19 protein-coding genes are annotated in these 19,094 nt (G+C 56.8%); 4 read left to right on the top strand and 15 right to left on the bottom strand.

What is annotated here, in order from left to right; genetic code table 11:
* Nucleotides 1-26 precede the first annotated feature (26 nt).
* The gene (locus tag AAGT95_RS14190; protein ID WP_342594220.1) at nucleotides 27-563 is read right to left on the bottom strand and encodes a hypothetical protein; all 537 of its coding nucleotides are present in this window, start codon (nucleotides 561-563) and stop codon (nucleotides 27-29) included.
* Between the two features lie 614 nt (nucleotides 564-1,177).
* Between AAGT95_RS14190 and AAGT95_RS14185 the strand changes: the two genes are divergently transcribed.
* The 3 genes from AAGT95_RS14185 (at nucleotide 1,178) to AAGT95_RS14175 (ending at nucleotide 5,669) form a co-directional block, all read left to right on the top strand.
* Entirely contained in the window at nucleotides 1,178-4,171 is a 2,994-nt protein-coding gene (locus AAGT95_RS14185) for a TrlF family AAA-like ATPase (protein ID WP_342594219.1), read from the top strand.
* Nucleotides 4,172-4,441: 270 nt separating this feature from the next.
* On the top strand, nucleotides 4,442-4,981 hold the full coding sequence (locus AAGT95_RS14180) for a hypothetical protein (RefSeq protein WP_342594218.1): 540 nt from the start codon (nucleotides 4,442-4,444) through the stop codon (nucleotides 4,979-4,981).
* Between the two features lie 103 nt (nucleotides 4,982-5,084).
* A complete protein-coding gene (locus tag AAGT95_RS14175) occupies nucleotides 5,085-5,669 on the top strand; it encodes a hypothetical protein (RefSeq protein WP_342594217.1) in 585 nt (194 codons plus the stop codon).
* A 310-nt stretch (nucleotides 5,670-5,979) separates the two neighbouring features.
* Here the strand turns inward: AAGT95_RS14175 and AAGT95_RS14170 are convergent, their stop codons facing one another.
* Both AAGT95_RS14170 and AAGT95_RS14165 read right to left on the bottom strand, forming a co-directional pair.
* Nucleotides 5,980-6,672 (bottom strand): RES family NAD+ phosphorylase, encoded by a 693-nt coding sequence (locus tag AAGT95_RS14170; RefSeq protein ID WP_342594216.1) that lies wholly within the window; start codon nucleotides 6,670-6,672, stop codon nucleotides 5,980-5,982.
* Nucleotides 6,666-7,067 (bottom strand): antitoxin Xre-like helix-turn-helix domain-containing protein, encoded by a 402-nt coding sequence (locus AAGT95_RS14165; protein WP_071232288.1) that lies wholly within the window; start codon nucleotides 7,065-7,067, stop codon nucleotides 6,666-6,668. The genes AAGT95_RS14170 and AAGT95_RS14165 overlap by 7 nt, the downstream gene beginning before the upstream one ends.
* Nucleotides 7,068-7,311: 244 nt before the next feature.
* Here AAGT95_RS14165 and AAGT95_RS14160 point away from each other — a divergent pair, with 244 nt between their 5' ends.
* Complete coding sequence (locus tag AAGT95_RS14160) at nucleotides 7,312-7,563, top strand: hypothetical protein (RefSeq protein ID WP_342594215.1); 252 nt, start codon at nucleotides 7,312-7,314, stop codon at nucleotides 7,561-7,563.
* A gap of 26 nt (nucleotides 7,564-7,589) precedes the next feature.
* On the opposite strand, the gene AAGT95_RS14155 is transcribed toward AAGT95_RS14160, so the two are convergent.
* The 12 genes from AAGT95_RS14155 to AAGT95_RS14105 form a co-directional block, all read right to left on the bottom strand.
* The gene (locus AAGT95_RS14155) at nucleotides 7,590-9,113 is read right to left on the bottom strand and encodes a conjugal transfer protein TraG N-terminal domain-containing protein (protein WP_342594214.1); all 1,524 of its coding nucleotides are present in this window, start codon (nucleotides 9,111-9,113) and stop codon (nucleotides 7,590-7,592) included.
* Nucleotides 9,110-9,487 carry a hypothetical protein gene (locus AAGT95_RS14150; protein ID WP_342594213.1) on the bottom strand — a complete coding sequence of 126 codons (378 nt, stop codon included), beginning with the start codon at nucleotides 9,485-9,487 and terminating at the stop codon, nucleotides 9,110-9,112. Before AAGT95_RS14150 ends, AAGT95_RS14155 begins: the two co-directional genes overlap by 4 nt.
* Nucleotides 9,487-10,914 carry a hypothetical protein gene (locus AAGT95_RS14145; RefSeq protein ID WP_342594212.1) on the bottom strand — a complete coding sequence of 476 codons (1,428 nt, stop codon included), beginning with the start codon at nucleotides 10,912-10,914 and terminating at the stop codon, nucleotides 9,487-9,489. Before AAGT95_RS14145 ends, AAGT95_RS14150 begins: the two co-directional genes overlap by 1 nt.
* A 3-nt stretch (nucleotides 10,915-10,917) precedes the next feature.
* Nucleotides 10,918-11,877 carry a TIGR03756 family integrating conjugative element protein gene (locus AAGT95_RS14140; RefSeq protein ID WP_425356023.1) on the bottom strand — a complete coding sequence of 320 codons (960 nt, stop codon included), beginning with the start codon at nucleotides 11,875-11,877 and terminating at the stop codon, nucleotides 10,918-10,920.
* The gene (locus AAGT95_RS14135; RefSeq protein WP_071232249.1) at nucleotides 11,874-12,302 is read right to left on the bottom strand and encodes a TIGR03757 family integrating conjugative element protein; all 429 of its coding nucleotides are present in this window, start codon (nucleotides 12,300-12,302) and stop codon (nucleotides 11,874-11,876) included. The genes AAGT95_RS14140 and AAGT95_RS14135 overlap by 4 nt, the downstream gene beginning before the upstream one ends.
* Nucleotides 12,303-12,410: 108 nt before the next feature.
* Complete coding sequence (locus AAGT95_RS14130; RefSeq protein WP_342594211.1) at nucleotides 12,411-13,328, bottom strand: DUF4231 domain-containing protein; 918 nt, start codon at nucleotides 13,326-13,328, stop codon at nucleotides 12,411-12,413.
* Nucleotides 13,280-13,690 (bottom strand): TIR domain-containing protein, encoded by a 411-nt coding sequence (locus AAGT95_RS21665; protein WP_425356022.1) that lies wholly within the window; start codon nucleotides 13,688-13,690, stop codon nucleotides 13,280-13,282. The genes AAGT95_RS14130 and AAGT95_RS21665 overlap by 49 nt, the downstream gene beginning before the upstream one ends.
* Nucleotides 13,691-13,740: 50 nt before the next feature.
* Nucleotides 13,741-14,508, bottom strand: coding sequence for a DsbC family protein (locus AAGT95_RS14125; RefSeq protein WP_342594210.1), 768 nt, complete (start codon nucleotides 14,506-14,508; stop codon nucleotides 13,741-13,743).
* Nucleotides 14,505-15,167, bottom strand: a complete 663-nt coding sequence (locus tag AAGT95_RS14120) for a hypothetical protein (protein WP_342594209.1) — start codon at nucleotides 15,165-15,167, stop codon at nucleotides 14,505-14,507. Before AAGT95_RS14120 ends, AAGT95_RS14125 begins: the two co-directional genes overlap by 4 nt.
* Nucleotides 15,137-15,691 carry a DUF2726 domain-containing protein gene (locus tag AAGT95_RS14115; protein WP_342594208.1) on the bottom strand — a complete coding sequence of 185 codons (555 nt, stop codon included), beginning with the start codon at nucleotides 15,689-15,691 and terminating at the stop codon, nucleotides 15,137-15,139. Before AAGT95_RS14115 ends, AAGT95_RS14120 begins: the two co-directional genes overlap by 31 nt.
* Nucleotides 15,684-18,641 (bottom strand): conjugative transfer ATPase, encoded by a 2,958-nt coding sequence (locus AAGT95_RS14110; RefSeq protein WP_342594207.1) that lies wholly within the window; start codon nucleotides 18,639-18,641, stop codon nucleotides 15,684-15,686. The genes AAGT95_RS14115 and AAGT95_RS14110 overlap by 8 nt, the downstream gene beginning before the upstream one ends.
* Nucleotides 18,641-19,087 carry a TIGR03751 family conjugal transfer lipoprotein gene (locus AAGT95_RS14105; RefSeq protein ID WP_075563567.1) on the bottom strand — a complete coding sequence of 149 codons (447 nt, stop codon included), beginning with the start codon at nucleotides 19,085-19,087 and terminating at the stop codon, nucleotides 18,641-18,643. The genes AAGT95_RS14110 and AAGT95_RS14105 overlap by 1 nt, the downstream gene beginning before the upstream one ends.
* Nucleotides 19,088-19,094: the final 7 nt, after the last annotated feature.

Raw genomic sequence — 19,094 nt, 5'->3', positions numbered from 1 at the left:
TCCCCATGGGGTGGATACCGCTTGGTTTATGCCGGCAGAACGTGTGCCTTCCAGGTATGGCGGTGCGTGTTCACCTGACGGTGATCCACGACCTTGCCCTGGTCATTGCGAACCGGCTCCTTGACGACGACCGCTTCACGCCCGAGAAACTCGAGCGCCACGGCATCGCCAATAGCCAGCGGGGTCTCTCGCGCCACGCGCTTGAGATCGATCCCCCACACGGTCTTGTCGTCACCACGCTCGGGCCGCAGCGTGATGTAGTAGCTGAGGCGGTTGGCCTCGTCGAACTGATAGGGCGCGCTGCCATGGGCAACGATCTCTCCCTCGTGTGTCGCGCCACGGCGATGAGAGGTCGATCCCGTCTTGACGGAACCTAACGCCTCATTCTCATTGCCGGCCGCACCGCTGCCGAAGCCAAAGCTGATGAGGCCAAGGCGCTTTAGCACCACCAAGGCGACCAGCGTCAGCCAGATCCAACGGAGCGGATCAGGAATGACCTGTGGCAGCATGAGCGGAATCAGAACGGAGAACAGCAGGGCTCGAGAGCCTTGGAAAGGATTCATGGTGCAGCTCCAGTGGATCGGGTCCGGGAGATACACCATCCCCATCCGGGGAAAGTGATTCCCCGTATGGGTGGTTCGGCGCGAGGCCGAGTATTCGGAAGTGCATCCAGCTCAGGTGAGCGCCGTCTTTCGGGATGCGTTAACGGCTTTGGGAATTGCCCGAAGGCAAAAGGCGTCACTGATGACCGTCAGTGACCAGCGGCTTGCATCTCGAGGATAGCTGGACCGGATCCAAGGCTGCAAGAGCCAGTAATCCAGCTAGCTCCGCCCTGCCCTCGCTGGATATCAAGCACGCCCTTTGGCTGCATCGATGGTCTAAGTGACTGGCACTTGATAAAACATTAATTTACATTATTAACATTCGGCAAAGAATATCGGGCTGGTTCGCCATCAGAGGGGATGGGCTGACAATCTGCATCAGCTGAGGCCGCTTTCGACCCAAAGCGGACCTAAACCGAGTCGGGTCAAGTTCCGTAGGAGCTTTCGTTACCTGCCGCTATCGCATCGCTCGACATTTTGATCCGAGTAATTAATAACAGCATGTTCCATCCTCCGTCCGGTCGGATAGGACGAGCACCAGGCAGTCGAACAACAATTTTTAAGGTTGGTAGGATATGACGGTAGTTTCGAAGCGTGGGTCGCTTTGGCGACGTTGGGATCTTCATTTGCATACACCTGACACCAAGTTGTCAAATGACTACAAAACCACTGCCGGGGATAACTGGGAAGTCTATTTGGATACCCTTGAAGCTTCGAGAGTTCAGGTCTTCGGCCTGACTGACTATTTTTCCTGTGACAATTACTTCGTCGCGGTCGAGAAGTACCGTGACCGTTTCCCCGACGGTGAAAAGGTGTTCTTCCCCAACATTGAACTCCGGCTCTCTGATGCGATCGGAAAGGAAGGAAATAGCCCGGATATACATATTGTCTTTGACAACAACTCAGAAGTTTGCCCCCAGGAGAAAATCAAAGCCTTTCTTCAGAATCTAAAAACTCATCTTACTGATACGAACGGTGTTGAGATTTCCTGCGCCGATTTGGTTTACAAGGGAAACTACGATCAGGCAACAGTGAGCCTGAAAAGTATTAATGACGCGCTGAGAAAGACCTTTGGTGACGCAAAGCCTTATCTTCTGATTTTTCCAGCCAAGAATGACGGAATGAAGTCGCAGGATACGGGTTCACCGCGAAAAATCAGCATTGCCGAAGAAATTGATAAGTCAGTGCATGGCTTCTTTGGAGGAAGCGATAGCACCAAATATTTCCTCGATACGGAGCGATACAAGGAAGGTGAGGCGAAGAAGAAACCTGTTTTTGATGCCAGCGATGCTCATAGCTTTGATGACCTGGAGCGGCTCAGTGGTGATGTTACCGGCTATGAGCCAACTTGGATAAAAGCAAATCCAAGCTTTGAAGGTCTCAAGCAGACGCTGTTTGAGCCGGAAACTCGAGTCTACATCGGAGAGGAACCCCCAGTTCTTCAACGTAGGAATTCAGAGGCCACAAAGTTCATTGACCACCTGAACATTCAGAAAGTGTCGACTTATGGAAACGAGAATGGCATTTGGTTCAAGAAGGTCGATGTTCCGCTTAATCCCGAGCTCACAGCGATCATTGGGAACAAAGGGAGTGGAAAAAGCGCTCTAGCTGATATTATAGGGCTGCTCGGAGAATCTAGGACAGAGGAGAGCTTTTCGTTCCTTGCAAACTCTCGAAGCAACGTGAAGTTTAGGCAGAAAGGATTTGCCGAAAACTTCGAAGCCACCCTCACCTGGGGTGATAGCACCAAAGTTTCAAAGAACCTGAGCAAAGGTGTTCGACTCACCGAGCCTGAAAAGGTCAAGTACCTTCCCCAAAATTACTTCGAAACCCTTACCAACGAGATCCAGGAAGTTCGTCAGTTTCAAACTGAGATCGAAAACGTAGTGTTTTCACATGTTGAAGAAACTGACCGTCTAAATCGGAGCAGTTTCAAAGAACTCGAAGAGCTCAAAACCCAAGAAAGCCGCGAAAAAATTAGTAACCTAAAGCAAAGCCTTAATGAACTAAATCATAAGCTTGACGAGTTAAAGAGCAGAAGTCAGCCGGAATTCAAGGAAAAGCTACAAAGCGAGCTTGAAAAGCTCAACGCTGAGTTCAAAGCACTCGAAGCATCGGCACCCACTGAGGTACACAAGCCTTCGGAAGAAAGTCCTGAACAAAGAGATATCAGCAAGAAGATTGAAAAACTTAGTGCGTTGCTTGTTGACCTTGAAGAGCGAAGAAAGGAACTGACAGGGCAACTTGCGAATGCGAAAGAACGCTCTGAAAAGCTCAAGCGGCTGACCAGGAAGCTCGCTGACCTTAAGGATTATGTCAAAAGTGAAGAAGAGAGCGTTACCGTCCTCTGTAAGGAACTTGGTCTCAATATAGATGAAATAATCACGTTAACTTTCGATGCTTCGTCGCTCATTCAGCTCAACACCCAAATCGAAGGTGAAATTGCTACGCTCTTGGTGGACAGCATGCTTCAATTTCCCGAAGGGCAAGAGGTTGGTGAAGCGATTGACTACAGCAGCATTCCTAACGTTGACGCAGTGAAGGAGGGGCTGAAACAGAAGATATCCTCCCTGAGAGAGCAACTGAGTGCTCCAGGGAAGCGACATCAATCTTATCTCCATAAATTGGCGGAACTCCAGAAACAAAAGGCGACTCTTCTTGGGGATAAGGAACATCCCGCACCCAAAACGATCCGTCATACGAAAAACCAGATCGCGTATATAGAGCAAAATATCGAATCCGAAATTGCCGCGCTCGAGGAAAATCGAAAGGCCATTTCAAAGGGCATCTTTGAGGCGAAAGAACTGGTACTTTCCTTCTACACAGAGCTTAAAAAAAGCGTCGAAGACAAGCTGAGTACTTTCAAAGACGACAATTTCAACGTGAGCATCGAAGCATCCTTTGTTCTTGCTAACAGCTTTTCCGGCCGGTTTTTTGAGTTTATCAGTAAGTCTGTTCGCGGCCCGTTCCAGGGAGATGGTGAAAAGGCACTGCGAGACTTCGCTTCAGAAGTGAATTGGGGGGACTTCGAGTCCGTCTATAGCTTTTGCGAGAAGGTCCTTCAGGAAGTCGAAGACTACGACTTCGCCAGACAGATCAAGCAAAACAAGACCAGAGTGGAATTCTGTGACTTCCTATTTTCACTCGACCACATCGAGACGATGTATGAGCTTCGACTTGGTGGTAAAAACCTACCTCAGCTTTCCCCAGGAGAGAAAGGACTTCTTCTCCTTGTTTTCTATCTGTATTTGGACTTGGAAAATACGCCTCTGATTATCGATCAAGCAGAAGACAATTTGGATAACGACAGCATCTTCTCTGTCCTTGCAAAATGCATCCGCGGCGCAAAGAAGAACCGCCAAGTCATTCTAGTGACACATAATCCTAATTTGGCTATTGGGGCTGACGCCGAGCAGATCATCTATGTGAAGCTCGAAAAGCATAAAAACTATAAATTTTCTTTCGAATGCGGTGCTATCGAGGAAACACGAACCAACGCTAACGTAGTGAAAGTTCTCGAGGGGACGAAACCCGCCTTCGTTCAGCGACGGCTAAAGTATCAGATTTAGCAGACACTTTGCCAAGGATGTTTCTCAGATGTCCGCTAAGGCGCTGACATTCTTTTTATTCAGTTTGCAGAGTGTTTACGCTTGTGGCCGAATCCGACCCAAAGCGGTCATGGCGACAAAGGCAGCAAGCAAGTTTATTGGTGTTATATGGCAGTCGCAAATATTATTTAAAATCAGCACGTTGACGGTACGGTATAAAAATCTTGACCGCGCGCACTCATTAAAGTGGAAAAACGCGCGAACTACCTAACACCTATTATAGGAATCTTGATGCGTGACATCGAAGAACGTATAGAGCAAGTCGAACTTAGCATGATGTTCCTCGCTACATTTTCGAGATCATACTATTCGTTCTATGCGATCTGGGAGCACCTGGACAGTCTCGATAAAGACGCTGGGTACCTTTTCCCTTTCAAAAGTATCTGCAATGCGCTCCTAGGGGATACGGCGCTCTCATGGTGCAAAGTTTTTGGGTCAAATGCAGAAGGCACTCACTGGAAGTCTGCGGCCATGGTCCAAGATGATTTCCGCAAACAGTTATTTCAAGAGCTGCGGGTAACGGATGTTGAATTCACCGCATACTGGAAAGAAATGAAACATTTTAGAGACGAGGTTATCGCACACTTTAATGTTAATAGCTTTGGTTGCAACTACGTCCCATCGTTCGATCTCGCCATGAACTCCGCAGCGGTTGCGCACAAATTGCTGCGGGTGCAATTTCCTAAGAACGTGAATTATACAGGCCCCCTGTGTTTGCACGATTACGGAAAGCAAGTTGCAAACAAAATTATCGAGCGGCTATTGCTATGACAATACCAAGCACGGCGACGGCCTTTTCGTTACGGTTTCGCCTCCACTACAAAGCCGCGCATGCTGGCGGCGTTAGGCAGTCAATCAAACATCAGGGAACATGATGACCAATGAGGAATTCGTAGAATTAGCATGCCCACACAGCTGGTTCTTGGTTGCTGACGATCTGCACGGGCAGGCTTCCGAATTGAGGAAAAGCTTTGGTCAAGGGCACCTCACACATCATGATCATAGGTCTGGAACCAAGGCAAGTTGGGACAATACGAACAGATCAACGTTCCTCCTAGCATCCTTTGCCCTAGAAAATGCGATTAAGGCATTTCTGGTATACGAGAATCCGGGTTGGATTTCTAACGGCAAGCTTTCAAAATTTCTGAAGTCCCACAAACTTACTGACCTCGCAGAAAAATCTACTAACATCCCATACAAGATAAAGGGTCGGGCCACTCTGAAAGCATTTGAGGATGGCAATGAATCCTGGGCTAGGTATCCGTGTGCGTTAAGCAAAGAGACCAGCGCTAAGCCATCCACCCTCGATGAGGGGCTTTGGGACAAATATGAATGGTTGATGGCCGCCTATGGTCGTCGTTTAACCAAGCTTTTATCGGTTTATTGGAGAGGCCCACACGGATTTGCAGGGAACTACGAAATCAAGGGCAGCTTTCTCGGAGCCCCTCCACAGGCCTAACAAGTTGTTGTAGTTTGTTCCGGCCTGCGGCCTCCACCGTACGCCCCTGTCGGGGCGCCGCTAAACAAAAGCGTTATATCTACTCTAGCTTAACTTCCGCTACTGGCCGAAACCTGACGCTGAAGGTGAGTCTCTGAACTGGAAGACACTCAGTAGCGACTACCCATGGAGCCGCTCTTTGACCCTTTCCCTCGCCCGGCCCTTTGGGGTTGCCCTGTCCAAACAACTGGATAACCCCCTTCCCCTTAGTCACCCTTCCCTTCCATCCCTTTGCTTGGAGCCATTTATCCTTTCCTAGGGAGGTACTGCCTCAGGGCTGACTCACGATATTGACCGCTGTGACTCCCTGGTTCCAGATCATCTCAAGATGGGAGGACTGCACGATCGAGCGAACATAGCGCGGGGTCATGAGGCCCCAGCACCGTGCGCCCTCTTGCCTAACGGAGGGGTACCTGATGCCAGGGATCTTCTGCGCGCTGGCTGCGGCGCCAAGCGCACGACTGGTGGTGTAATCGTTCGGGGCAAAAATGGGATCATCCAACGGTAATTGACAGAGGTCTAGAAGTTCAGCCTCAGAGAACTCGCAAACCAGTTCACGAAATACGAAGCGGTCAAAGTCTAGATCAGGCACGTTGTGCCAGTAGACCTCCTGGTGATGGCGAACCTCGGCAATGGCCGTATCCAGGCAGTCAGCCAGGTACAGCACTCCGAAGCTCCCGTCGCTGAATCGCGAACCGCTGGTATTGAGGTGGGTGAACGGGGCAACCGCGTAGGAGCAGCCCGCTATACCGAAAGGAATGTCTTCTCGGTCGATGAGTCCGAGATCGCCTGTCTCAGCCTGCAGCCGAGGGTTGGTAAGCGCCTGGAGCTGATGCAGCGCGTCGAACTCTTTCTCGCCGGCCACGTCATCGAACAGGCTGATCGGTGGAAACTTGGAGTTGACCAGTCGATGCGCTCGGCGAGTCTCTGCAGGCAGTCGGGGTATCTCTTCAAGGCTTACCACTGGGCGCCCCGCAGGCCGTCGATACGCTTGAAGGTCTCGTACAGCCCCGGAAGACCGGCGCGAGTCATCGACTCCAAGGGGGTGAGGCCGTTGAAACCAGGATTGTGATTGGGCATGTTCACAAAGCCATAGACGTTGGCTGGGTTCTCGAACAACGTCCTCAGCGCAGCATGGATATTCAGCACCAGACTGACCCTCGTCAACTGGTCGGGGTCGATGTGCACCTGCCAGCCTTGGTCAGCACGTTTGGCGCGGTTGTAGGTGCTGCGGGAGATACGCAGGACCTCGGCCCCCTGATCCTGAGTGGCGCCCCACTTCTCCAAGATTTTCACCGCAGCGCGTAGCCCCGCAGTGTTGCGTGCTTTGTCGTTGGCAAGCTTTTCTACGGCTGTCATGGTCGTCCTCCTGATCTACAGACACAAATATATCCATAGCGTGTCCGCGGATCAAGATGCTAAGGCTGTCTAAGTGGACGTCTGAGCCATATTTCTCCTCAGATCTGGTTGATTCACGACGAGCTTGGGAACGGATCGGCTGCCTGCCACTGCACCATCGACTGGGCCCGATGATGCCTTGCCGTTCAGAACTACCCGGGGTAGTCTGAAATCACGCTTCGCAACAATGCATGGGAGATGGCCCATGAAGCTCACAGAACTCGTCACTACCACCAACGGCCGCAAGGCTACCGCTAAACTCGCATGGGATCTCGGTAAGATCGCTGGGAAAGTTGGTATTGCAGGAGCGTCAGGCGCGGCGGCCGCGCTTGTAGGAGCTGCAGCTAATACTTCTTTCAACGCACAGGATGACGAGCCGCTCGTGTCACAACCCCAGGGTTGGACATCAGAAGATCCCGGCGGCACACCGCGAGCAGAAGACCCCGAATGGAATTAAGCCGGCACTACTAGGTGCCAGTTACATCATTGGCCCTTGGTCGCTACCTTCGAAGCCATCTCAGAACCTTTATCTCCAGCACCTTTTGAACCTTTCGCTCCATCTCCCAAGCTCTGGCTGAATGTACTACCGATTTTCATTCCCGCCCACGCAAGCGTTGCCACCCAAATACCCGGCAAGATCAAGAACGTCGCCCACTCGACGAAGATCAGCACCAGCTTGTCATAGCCGTTCTGCGCTGCTGCGACGAACGACATCTTGGCGGCATCCGAGCTGTAGAGCAGATTGATCAGGTTCGCGTTGATCCAGCGTGCCAGCTCCCACCAGAAGGTCAGGAACCAAAGCGCGAACAGCCCGAAACTCGCTGTGCCAGCCACTTTGAACGAGTAGCCCGAGATCGTCATCACGAAAGGCAGACAGACCACCACGGCCATGATCAGAATGTACTGCACCATCGGCAGTGCGCGCTTGAGCATGTCCATGCCGGCCTTGCCCAGCACTGCCCCCATAGCGCCGCCCACACCACCGGCGACCATGGATAGCCCGTCCTCGATGCTCGTGCCATCCAGATTCCCATAACCGGTGACAGCGATGTCCTGATTACCATTGGCGGAACCTGCACGATTACTGATCAGGCGACGAATGACCTCCCCCTCGGCATCCGTGGACGAAAAGATCGATCGGACGCCATCCCAGATACCCGGATCAACCTGATCATGCAGACGGGCGTAAAGACCACTCCCGCCGTTTTCCCACCACTGCCGGCAGCTGGGATACCCGGGGCGCCCTGGGCCAGTGCCAGGACGTGCCTGGTCGCGATTGGCATCGTAGGGGAAACCCGCGATCGGCCGGCCAGCATAGAACGAGTCGTAGTAGCCGTGAGTATCGAGGAAGAACTCGCTGCCAAGCCAATCAACGTCCTGGGCCTCGAGCGCCTCGATCGAACCACCTTGCTGGAACAGCAAATTTCGCGCCGCGCCGTAGCACTGTTGCTGGAACTCTCCCAGCTCCCGCTTGAGTCCGGGATCGGTGATCTCCTGCGCATCGATCTCGGAGGTAATGGCCTGTAGATCCGGGCTGCAGGGAATGCTCGAGACAGCAACGTTGGTCACACCCTTCGAGACGGCATGCACGAGCGCCCACCAGAGAGGGATCTCGGCGGACTGGCCGTCAATCGAATTGAGGGTATTGCTCCCCCACTGCCCTTGACCAATGACAGCGACACTGCAGGACTGGCCACTTCCGTTGGTCCGCTCAACGGCGTTCACCGGGTTGAACGACAGGGTCATCATCGGCACGCAAGTGAAGACATAACAGATGACCATGGCGTAGAGCCGGGTCTCGATCCGCGCGATCAACAGCACGCCCTTGTTACCCTCGTCCTCCCCTTCCTGACGCACCTTGAACCACTCTGATGAGATCAGGGCAACGAACGGAACCAGCGCCAGGCCGGTCTGCATCAGCGATGACCACAGGGCGTTGTTCACGACCCAGCCGATCATCAGCATGACCATTTCTAAGTAGTCGCTGACGTTCAGCTCCGCGCTCATGATCTATCTCCCAGCCAGTCGAGCACGTTGAACAGCTCGATACCGACGATTACGACCAGCGTCAGGCTCTCGAGACGCTTGAGACGCTCACGCGCCGCCTCCCCTCCGTCCCGATCCTCACCGAGACGAGCCAAGACACGCGGCCTCCAAAGTTTCAGCCAGGCCAGGATGAGCGCCGCGTAGCATGCCCAGCGCCACAGGAACAGCCATGGCAGCGCGGCCTGCTTGGCTGCGGCGAAAGCTTCACGACTGCCCATCAGCTGAATGGCCAGCGACACGACCACGCCGCTGAGCAGGAATACGCCGATCAGGGCGACCACGAAAGCCACGGGGGATGGCCACCGACGAGGATCGATCAGTCTTCTCGGGCGCATCACTCACCTCCCTGTAGCGGTCGGCCGCGCTCGTCGAGCACCGGTGCGGGAAGCGTGGTCTCGTCCGGGCTGGATCCTATGGATCGATTGGCCGCGCGACGAAGTGCCTGCATGGCCGCGTTGCTCGACAGCGATTTGCGGATCTCCATCTCGCTCTGCAGCAGTTCGATATCGCGGTTGAAGGCATCGACCTTGCGGTCCAGCGCGGTCATGCCCTCGGGATTGCCTTCGATCCCGGGATCGCTGGATCCCGCAATCAGCGCGCGTCGCGCCCACATGGCCTTGGTCAGGGTACGAGCTAGTGCCATCTCGCTGGCCAGGCGCTGGGTGAGCAGCGCCCCCTGGGGATCGCTACGCATGGCCTCGATCACGCCGCGCGAGACAGCCAGGCCATTGCCAGCGGAGACGTCGTTGAGCTTCGACTGGGTGATCTCGCCACCATTGAGCATGCCGACCAGCGTCTCGTGAATATCGCTCTGCTCGTCCTCGAGTTCGCGGATCAGCCCGGTACCGGCAATGGTTTCGGATTTCTCGCAGCCGTCGCAGGAGCGCAGCTCGGTATCGCCGACGATCTTCCTGGTCCACTCGGCGGCGGCGGAGGGCGACCCCCAAACGGTACACATGCCGCCCTGGCAGTCGTTGCCGCTACCGCCTGAACCGCCACTGCCGCCGGCGATGCCACCCCCGCCGACCCAATCCCCGCTCGAGGTTGCCACCGATCCCCAGCCATCGCCCCCACCGGACATCGACTCGTCGCTCGTAGGATCGGTGCGACCGTACAGCAGGTTGTACCCGGCCTTGGCCGTGTCCTCGACCACCCTCATCGGCTGCTGACCACTGCCGCCACGCTTCTGCCCGCCGACCCAGGTCCGGCCAGCGTTGCCGGCCTGGGCTTCGGCTTGCTCCTGAGCGGAGACGGCATCTGTGTTGCCGGCCGCAATGTCCTGCCAATTCTCTGCCATCGCCGCTTGCTGCATCTGGCCACCGATCGTGGCATCGGCCAACTGCTCGGACATGCGCTGGCAGGAGAGCTTCGACTTGTCGAAGTCGAGCCGGCCCTGCATGACACCGTTGGTCAGCAGATCGTATAGCGCCGGATTGGAGCGCTGGATGATCATCGCGGGCAGGCTGGCCACCGCGCCAGTCGCGTTGGAGACCACGCTGCCCATCATGTTCTGGAAGCCGTTGGTGACGCCGTTGAGCTGATTACTCACCGTCGATCCCACGTCAAAGTTGCCGCAGGTGGCATTGACGTCCCAACTGACACCGAGTCCCTGCGCTCTGGGGCCATGTCCCAGCCCTGCTGAGGCACCAAACGGAGCGGCACCACCGATGTCGTAATAGAGGCTGTCCGCGGACTGCGCCTGGGCCAGCAGCGGTGTCGCGAGAGCTACCGAGAGGGTCAGCGGAATTAGGTTTCGTTTCATGGCTTACTCTCCGGTGAAGTACAGCAATTCCTGGCCGCGTTTCTTGCAACAGCGATAGGGCCGCCACAGCGCCCAGGCGTAGTCGCCCGGTTCCTGGAGCTGATCGTTCTCGCCACCGTCGGGAAAGGTCGAGCAGGACATGCGTATGTTGGGTGCCAGCTCCTGCCACTGGTGGGTCTCGGCATCGCCTTCCAGGACCGGACCCGGCCCCCAGATGCCGCTACTCGGCGAGTTACGGGCGATGAGGGGCTGATAGACGTGAGGCTGTCCGCTGCGCGTCACGACGTCGGCAGCACGCTGTGCCGCCGTCGCCGCAACCTTGTAGTCGTGGGTCTGGGAGACGAAGCCACTGCGCGGATAGATAGGGCTCCACAGATCGCCCACGCTGCCCATCTCTCGCATGCCCGGTGTCAGCGCTTCGGGGTAGGCCATCTCCGGCACGCCAGAGCGCCAGGCCAGCGCATCGAGGGTCGAGATGAAGTACGGCATCAGCGGTTGCGAGTTGCTCTCACAGAACCAGCCGAAGCCGCTGGCGAACCGATAGAAAAGCTCCGAGGGATGGCCGATCGCGTCGACGTTCTTGAAACGCGTGTTCGAATGCTGCTGCGCGACGGACTCGCGCGCGGATCCACCGCCCAGGGCGTCACCCGTCGGGGGCGACAGCATCGCGATCTCGGTCCAGGGGTTATCACCGGTGTTCTCGTAGGCGCTGACGACAAGTTCGGGAATGTAGTGCTTCACCCGGATCGAGGTTCGTACCGTGCAACCCCAGGCCGAGCAGTAGAGCCAGGCGCACATGCCGATGACCTGGTAGTCGAGGCACTGGGTGCTCATCGACGACTGGAGGATCTCGGGCGTCGTGATCGCCTGGGCTCGGGGAGCGCTTGTCATGCTGGCCAGCCCGACAATCAGCGCGAAGGCAACGGCAACAGGCACAGGCAATGTCGTGAGAGAACGCTTCATGGTTGCTCTCCCCTCGCCTGTTTGATCTCCTCGAGCGCGCGTGAGATGTCCGGCTCGCCATAGACCACGTACTGGCTGTCGACCACCACGGCCGGTACTCTCTCGATGCCCAGCATCCAAGCACGAGCCACACCCTGATAGAGCTGGCCATAGTCCTGCAGCGTCCGCTGCCACTCAGGGTCGTTCATGCGCGATTGCAGCATCTGCTTGGCACGTGACGGGTCAGCGGGAAGATCCTGTGACAGCCGAGCGTCGAGACGCGCCGGCGCATCCAGCTCGACCACGGCAGCGGATGACGGCACATTGACGACCGGCTCTCCCGCAATCGTGAACACTTCGACGCCGGCAACAGCAGTCTGCCCCCAGGCCAGCAGGCAGAGCGATGACAGCACGGCCAGTGGCCGCAGCTGAGGAGAGAGGAACATGGATGGACTCCCACGGCGGTATCAGTGCACAGGTGTACCGCGTGGGAGGCTATGGGGCAGTAGAGAATGTTAAGTCATTACTGAGAACATTTGTGGCGCAGCTCCAGTTCAGGAGAACTGGCGGGCCACCCACTGAGTATGCTCTCTGGAAAAAGCCTGCTCAGACTCGTTCACGAAATCTGAAAAGCTTTCTTCCGACTCAACTTCATTGATTTTATTCTTTATGAGACCAATCTCGTAAGCGGTCAAAGTATATGAGGAAGCCAACTCATTGAACTTCTTTATCTGTGCCCACCCCACTATACTGGTAGCCAAAGCGACAAGCACCGGCATGGGGTAAAAGAAATTCTCGTAAAAAGCCAGCTTAAACATACTTAAAATTATTGCCAAGGCATATACAGATGCTCCAATCACGCCCCAAGCGAAGCTAGCGCGACGGTTATGCTTTGCCTTTCTTAAATACCATTCTTCTTGATCCTCTATGCGCAGCTTAAGATAGTAATTTTTCCGCGCATGCAGATCAGAAAGCCGGACTGAATCCATGCTTCCGGTCGCAGCGTGATCTACGCCTATACTGGGAGAAAATTTGTGACCAATATTTCTATTCGACCTAAAAATCCCCAGTAGATGTTCTCTAAAACCCTCCCTAGGGATCGAAATATCACTAGAGTGAAAAAACGGCTCGGCACGCATACAGTATCGCCAACAAGACGTCTTCACTGACTCAGCCAAAGCACGCCCTTTATACCAATCTTGCTCTGGCTTGTCCCACATTCTAAATAACATGCAAGCAAGTGAAAGAAAAAAAACTAGTACTGAAAAGAGGAAATAAACTTTAGAAGTTGAAAAGCCAAGTGAGAGAACCGAAGCCGTGATGAGTAATCCATATTCAGCTTTAAGCAGCCTAAAGTAACGGGACTGCGAGCTGGCAGCCAAATCGCCTGCCAGCTTATAAATCGCGGGAAAATCAAAAGGCATCAAGGGACCAGCCGCCTTATTGCATCGATTATGGACTGAGAATTCCAATTCACCATCTCGTCTGCACACTCCATTACGCTCTCTGGTGTTCTCTGAGCGCCCCACCGGCGAATGCCCAGCACAGGCTTACCTAGGTTCTTGGCAAAATCCATTTCAAACTTCAACCACCGACTATGATTAACATACATTCCGGAGACAACTACAACACATTGCACAGGCCGAATTTGTTGCCTTAGCTCTTCCTCCAGCTGATAGTCAAACATGCTTTCGAATGCCTTGGCTTCTGGAACAGAATAATTAGTCCACTTAAAATTATTTGCGCGATTCAAAAACTGGACTGCGCGCTCATATCGCTCGCTATAGCTCCAAGCATGACTGATGAACAATCGGTAATTATGTAATGCTGGCATATTCCCTCCGCTATCTCATCAGATTCGACCATAGCTCAACCATCACCAAGCTACAAACCCCGCACCAAGCGCACAAGTTTGCGATACGGGATGTAGCCCTCGCCCATCCCGCCATTGGGGAGCACGATGGAGGGTGTCCCTTGCACCCCGAACTGCTGTCCCAGCGAAAAACCGTCATCAACGGCTGACCGGCAACTCTTCGACGGTCTGGACGCAAGAGCTTCGCCATGAAACGCACGAGTCATGGCATCGGTGGTTGACTGGGAACAAAGCACCTGAGCCAACTGATTGGCCGCTGGAGAGTGGCTGCCGGCGCGCGGGAATGGCACATAGCGCACGGCGACACCGGCTTGTGTCAGCTGATCGATGTCCTGATGCAGCCTCTGGCAGTAGGGACAGGTCGTATCGGTGAAGACGGTGATGCGTCCGATCTCCTCGCCCTGGGCGGGATAATCCACCGTGCCCCCCTCCGGAATAGCAATCAACTGGTCCAGCCGATCCTGACGGTCGTGCTGCTCGGTGACGTTGATGAGTCCGTCGGGACCGTTGTCGTAAAGACTCCCCACGACCATATGGCGTCCCTGAGCGTCGCTGTAGAAAGTGTCACCGTTTCGCAACCGAACCTCGTAGATCGGCCCCTCCAGATCGACCCGCCGGACGGAGTCCGTCGTCACGGGCTGGCCGTTGATTGTCAGTTCTTGCAGCGCAGCGGGAGGGGTCGAGTCCGGTACATCAGGCACCGAAATACCGGTGGCTTGCGCCGATACGGGCATCATTAGTGTCAGACCGACAGCGCAAAGCAGGTTGGGAGCTTTCATCGCAGCGCCTCCAGGCATTCATGGACGGTGTCTCCGCCGTAGGTATCGATGGTCCAGCAATCCCCCAGGGTGATCGCCGGCAGTTCGAGTGACTCGTGGATATCTAGGTAGCGACAGCCATCCCGCAATGCTTCGCTGACGTGGGCGCGCCGGCTCGGCGAAAACCCCTGCCGCTTGAGACGAGAGAACCGATTGCGCCCGATCTCGGGCGTGGCGTGTCCCTCAGTGGCGAATTCGCTCTGCGCCCACCAGTTGGCGACATCCATCGACCAGGTGCGGCCCTCCCCCTCGTCGAACGCCAGATCGAGTCGATGTGTGACCTGGAAATGCCCGGGAGGAAGCGCCGAAACGTCCACGGCCCAGTGGAAGGTGACTTCACCGGCCTGCTGCCCGTCCGGCAGCGTGATGAAGTGTCCCAGGTGACAGTCATCGGATCCCCCCACGAAGTAGAGCCGGTTGGGATACGGCTGACGGAGAGTCCAGCCCGAGGTGGGGACGACGGGGGCATCGAGCCAGCTCACCGATACCGACAAGGTGATGTCCTCGAGCGCGACCCCATCGAAGGGATCGACCTGCAGGACCGGGAGCAGGTGCAGCGTGCGCGCTCTCGCGTCGAGGCTCATCGTGCTCATCGCGTTGTCGATCTGGCGTTGGGGCATGTATCCGATCCTTCTTTCGAGGTCGTGAGGTAAGGCGATAGACGCTCCTGGATCTCCCGCGCGTCATAGCGACCGCTGGCCGGGAAGCGCAACAGCGGTACGCCCGCCGACGCAAAGGCGTCGTCAACGAAACGATCACGTCGCTTGCGATCACGACGGCGATGACTGCGATCATCGAGTTCGATCGCGGCGAGAATCCGCCCGCCGCGTGGCTCGCACAGCACGAGATCGATATGCTTCGAGCTGATCAGGCGGAAGTAGCGCCACCACCGCTGATCGCGACGGTGACGCTTGCGAAAGCGCACCTGGAGTACGTCGGCGATGCGGACCTTACAGGCGATCAGCAACGTCGAACCCATGGCCCGCTGGATGGCGGCATAGAACGCCTGCTCGGTGGGGGTGTTGAGCCGCTCCTGGGGGATGTAGGGATAACGACGTCCGCCGGATACCAGCCGCTTGAGCTGCCACAGCGTGAAAACGACGATCACCAGCGCCGCCGTGATGAGAACCAACATCTCAGCCATGCGTCGACGCTCCCGAAGCCGCCATCTCCAGCCCACGAAGCCGATCCAATTTCTCGGCAACCTTGATGGCCGCATCGAGTTCGGTGCAGCCGTGCTCGCGCATGATCGCGGCCCGCTCCGCTTTTTCCTCCGGCTCGGTGCCGGCCAGCGATAGATAGAGACTGGGCGGCACGACACGGAACAACGACTGAAGTCGGCCGCCCAGCACCACGCCTTCGGTGTACTTGCCCGATGCCTTGGTCGCCGACTCGACCAGCAAACGTTGATCGTCGGTCAAGGTCTTGAATCGGCTGACCTCAGCGATCTCGTTGGGTGGCATGTTGAGCAGCAACCACCACTCCATCATGTTGAGCATCTTGGCCGAGACGTCGGGAAAGTCCTTGACGTTCTGAGTCGCCAGCCAGAGCCAGTGGTTGAGCTTGCGCCCCATCTTGGCCACGCCGACCAGAAACGGCGCGAGAAGGGGGTTCGCCGTCAACAGGTGGCACTCGTCGATGACCTGGATGATGGGACGGCCGCTGTACTGATCGCGTTCCGCCATGGTGGTGATCATGTTGGTGATCGACATCACCGACAGGGCCAGTTGTGCCTCGTAACCGGGGTTGGCGTAGTGCGCCAGATCGATGATGGTGACGTCACACTCCGGCCAGGCTTCCCCCGGCTGGTTGAAGACCTGTCCGTCGAATCCATCACAGAACATGCCGATCCCCTCGCCCATCATGTAGGCGCGGTTGCGGCGACCCTCGGGTAGATTTTCGTCCCGAGAAAGCGTGTAGAACGCCTGGCGAACGTCCTCGGAGAGGCACTGACGCCCCTCCTCGAAAGACTTCTCAGCGGCGATCATCACGGCATCGCGCACCATCCGATTATCGGCGCGCCGATAGTCGGCTTCCTCCTTGGGATCACCGCCGGTGATCATCAGGCGCGCCATCATCTCCATCTCGCCCAGCAGGTCGCGCTCGACGTCCTCCTCGTCGGACTCGTCCGTGCCGATCGCCTCGAGCAGATCATCTGGCGTTGCGGCTGGGTCGTCCGGAGACTCCCCATAGTCCTGGCGATCGAGCACCACACGGCGCTCGCGCATTTCGGGATCGAGCAGGCGATGAGCGTCGGCGAAGGGTGGGAGCTTGGCATTCGCCCCCGGGGCGAGCTTGACCTTGTTGACCGACAGCCCCATCCGCTCGAAATAGTCGGCCAGCAGGCCGAAGCTGTTGCCCTTCTCGATGATGAACAGACGTGGCCGGCGCATCGCCACCACCTGCCCCAGCATCGAGTTGAGGGTTGCCGACTTGCCGGCGCCGGTCGGGCCGAACACGAACATGTGAGCGTTCTGTTTGCGGTCGAGCTTGTCGAGCGGATCGAACGTCAGTGACTCACCCCCGCGATTGAAGAAGCTGATGCCGGGATGCCCAGTGCCCCTGGCACGCCCGTAGAGCGGCGCCAGGTTGGCCAGGTGCTGGACGAAGTTGAATCGGGTGTACCAGCGGTTGTTGCGGTCGATCTCGGGGTCGAAGTTCATCGGCAGCCAGCGCAGATAGGTATTGAGCGCGGCGACCTCGTTTTCGGGCTCGACGGGTTTGAGGTCGGCGGTGCTGAGCTGGGTGGTCAAATCCATGACGCGCCGATCCAGATCGGCCTCGTCGCGGCCGCTGACGAAGAACGCCAGCGCTGACTGGTACATCTTGTGATCCTTGCCAAGATACTTACGCGCCTGCTCACAGTCATCACGCACGTTCACCGCCAGTACGCTATCGCCGACCGCCTTCTTGGCCAGCTGATCGATATGACCCTCGAGCGGCTCCTGGGGGATGGCCACGATCGTCATGCACGCCTCGACGCCCAGCGGCAGTACGTCGAACGTGGCGTTTCGGATCGAGGTCTGGCCGCGCGAAATCTCGGCGGTCAGGTGGCCGACCTTGGGCACCTTGCGCAACTCCTCGACCGGGATGACGCGCTGCGGCTCACCGTCGAAATACCAGAGCCCGGATTCCGCATCCGCCCGAGGGGAGCTTGCCAGCATTCCCTCGGCTAGGTCGTAGGACCAGAGCTGGACGTCGGGATCGTCACCCGGATAGTCGAACACGTCGTAGAAACGTTGGGGGTCGTCCGGGGAGAAAGCCGGGCGCGGGTTGAAGCGCGGCATCATCCACCGGTGGAAATCACGACCGTCATAGCGTCGCACCGGCAGTCCGGCGCTGGCCAGCTTCGACTCCAGCTTGCCGTAGACGTGGTTGAGCAGTGCCTCCGGCGAGAGTCGCGATCGCTGCTCACCGAGTTTTGCCTTGTTCTTCCGGCTGGCCCAGCGATACAGCACCAGCCGCGTGCGCCGGGTCTGACCCCGCCAGGCGGTCTGGGTGATGATGTCATCCTCGAACAGGCCGTCAGGACGAGAGATGGCTTTGAAATGCGACTCCATGCTCGCAAGCCATGCCTTCGTGTACTGGGTATCCCTAAGATCCTCCGGGATTGAGCCACGGATGCGCTGCAGGTCTTCTCGAGGATCGGTGTCGTCCTTGGTGTAGAGCTGCACCACCCACTGATTGGCATCCAGCTCCGGCAGACTGTCCTGCAGTGCCGCTTCGATCTGATCGCGCACCGCTTCCAGCGCCTCGAGTGAGCGCCCTTCCGAAGGCGCTGGCGTGACCTCGGCGACGATTCCCAGCGACACCCCGTCCTCGAGCAGGAAACACCCCGATTCGGACAGATACTCCGACCAGGGTAGTCGGCTGGCGAACGACGGCGCGCGCTCGTATTGACGACGAATGTCGCCAAGGCTGGGCATCTTGCCGCGCGGCAACGGCATAGGCCGACCGGTTTCATCCGTCAGGAGCGCCCGTTCGTTAAGGGTTTCCTGACGCCCCTCTGGGGCCGCTTCCTGCTCTTCTGCCGGGTTGACCTGCTTCCCCTTGGAAGCAAACAGCCGATTCATGAAGGCGTCGAATGCTGACATCAGCGCGTTCTCCCCGGCGGCCGCGCGCCCTCTCCCGGCATCGCATACTGCGGCTTCTGATACAGCGGAAAGACCGTCGAATAGCCCGGTACCGGCACGCTCTGATCGCCGGCCAGGTGCGGATAGATGTAGATCACGAGATCCGGATTGGGCAGACGCGAGAACTGGCTATGGATCTCGTTGGCCGCCTCTCGGGTGTAGCGCGTGCGCTCATCCACCATATCGCCCGCCGTGATCGGACGGCGCAGCGATCCCCGGGCCGCCTCGATCGCCTGCTGGCCGGTACTGTCAGTGGATGCCGAACCACTCTGTTCGCTGGATCCTTGCTCCCACAGCTCTTGCATCGTCACGCCATTGGTCGGCATCAACTCATCCTTGGAGGTCGCACAGCCTGAGAGCAGACCGAGACCGATCAGGGCCAGGGTAGCGATCGCAGTACGCGACATCGCGCGA

Origin of the sequence: Salinicola lusitanus (genome assembly GCF_038648475.1) — a bacterium.
GTDB lineage: Bacteria > Pseudomonadota > Gammaproteobacteria > Pseudomonadales > Halomonadaceae > Salinicola > Salinicola lusitanus.
The sequence above is the reverse complement of the archived record's forward strand: the minus strand, read 5'-3'. Positions and strand labels throughout refer to the sequence as shown.

What these genes read in the sequence shown, in the direction of transcription:
- AAGT95_RS14115 (WP_342594208.1), bottom strand. Translation starts at nt 15,691, where the DNA reads ATGGCTGAGATGTTGGTTCTCATCACGGCGGCGCTGGTGATCGTCGTT.
- AAGT95_RS14120 (WP_342594209.1), bottom strand. Translation starts at nt 15,167, where the DNA reads ATGCCCCAACGCCAGATCGACAACGCGATGAGCACGATGAGCCTCGAC.
- AAGT95_RS14150 (WP_342594213.1), bottom strand. Translation starts at nt 9,487, where the DNA reads ATGCGCCCGAGAAGACTGATCGATCCTCGTCGGTGGCCATCCCCCGTG.
- AAGT95_RS14140 (WP_425356023.1), bottom strand. Translation starts at nt 11,877, where the DNA reads ATGAAGCGTTCTCTCACGACATTGCCTGTGCCTGTTGCCGTTGCCTTC.
- AAGT95_RS14110 (WP_342594207.1), bottom strand. Translation starts at nt 18,641, where the DNA reads ATGTCAGCATTCGACGCCTTCATGAATCGGCTGTTTGCTTCCAAGGGG.
- AAGT95_RS14180 (WP_342594218.1), top strand. Translation starts at nt 4,442, where the DNA reads ATGCGTGACATCGAAGAACGTATAGAGCAAGTCGAACTTAGCATGATG.
- AAGT95_RS14135 (WP_071232249.1), bottom strand. Translation starts at nt 12,302, where the DNA reads ATGTTCCTCTCTCCTCAGCTGCGGCCACTGGCCGTGCTGTCATCGCTC.
- AAGT95_RS14165 (WP_071232288.1), bottom strand. Translation starts at nt 7,067, where the DNA reads ATGACAGCCGTAGAAAAGCTTGCCAACGACAAAGCACGCAACACTGCG.
- AAGT95_RS14185 (WP_342594219.1), top strand. Translation starts at nt 1,178, where the DNA reads ATGACGGTAGTTTCGAAGCGTGGGTCGCTTTGGCGACGTTGGGATCTT.
- AAGT95_RS14105 (WP_075563567.1), bottom strand. Translation starts at nt 19,087, where the DNA reads ATGTCGCGTACTGCGATCGCTACCCTGGCCCTGATCGGTCTCGGTCTG.
- AAGT95_RS14175 (WP_342594217.1), top strand. Translation starts at nt 5,085, where the DNA reads ATGACCAATGAGGAATTCGTAGAATTAGCATGCCCACACAGCTGGTTC.
- AAGT95_RS21665 (WP_425356022.1), bottom strand. Translation starts at nt 13,690, where the DNA reads ATGCCAGCATTACATAATTACCGATTGTTCATCAGTCATGCTTGGAGC.
- AAGT95_RS14155 (WP_342594214.1), bottom strand. Translation starts at nt 9,113, where the DNA reads ATGAGCGCGGAGCTGAACGTCAGCGACTACTTAGAAATGGTCATGCTG.
- AAGT95_RS14145 (WP_342594212.1), bottom strand. Translation starts at nt 10,914, where the DNA reads ATGAAACGAAACCTAATTCCGCTGACCCTCTCGGTAGCTCTCGCGACA.
- AAGT95_RS14160 (WP_342594215.1), top strand. Translation starts at nt 7,312, where the DNA reads ATGAAGCTCACAGAACTCGTCACTACCACCAACGGCCGCAAGGCTACC.
- AAGT95_RS14190 (WP_342594220.1), bottom strand. Translation starts at nt 563, where the DNA reads ATGAATCCTTTCCAAGGCTCTCGAGCCCTGCTGTTCTCCGTTCTGATT.
- AAGT95_RS14125 (WP_342594210.1), bottom strand. Translation starts at nt 14,508, where the DNA reads ATGAAAGCTCCCAACCTGCTTTGCGCTGTCGGTCTGACACTAATGATG.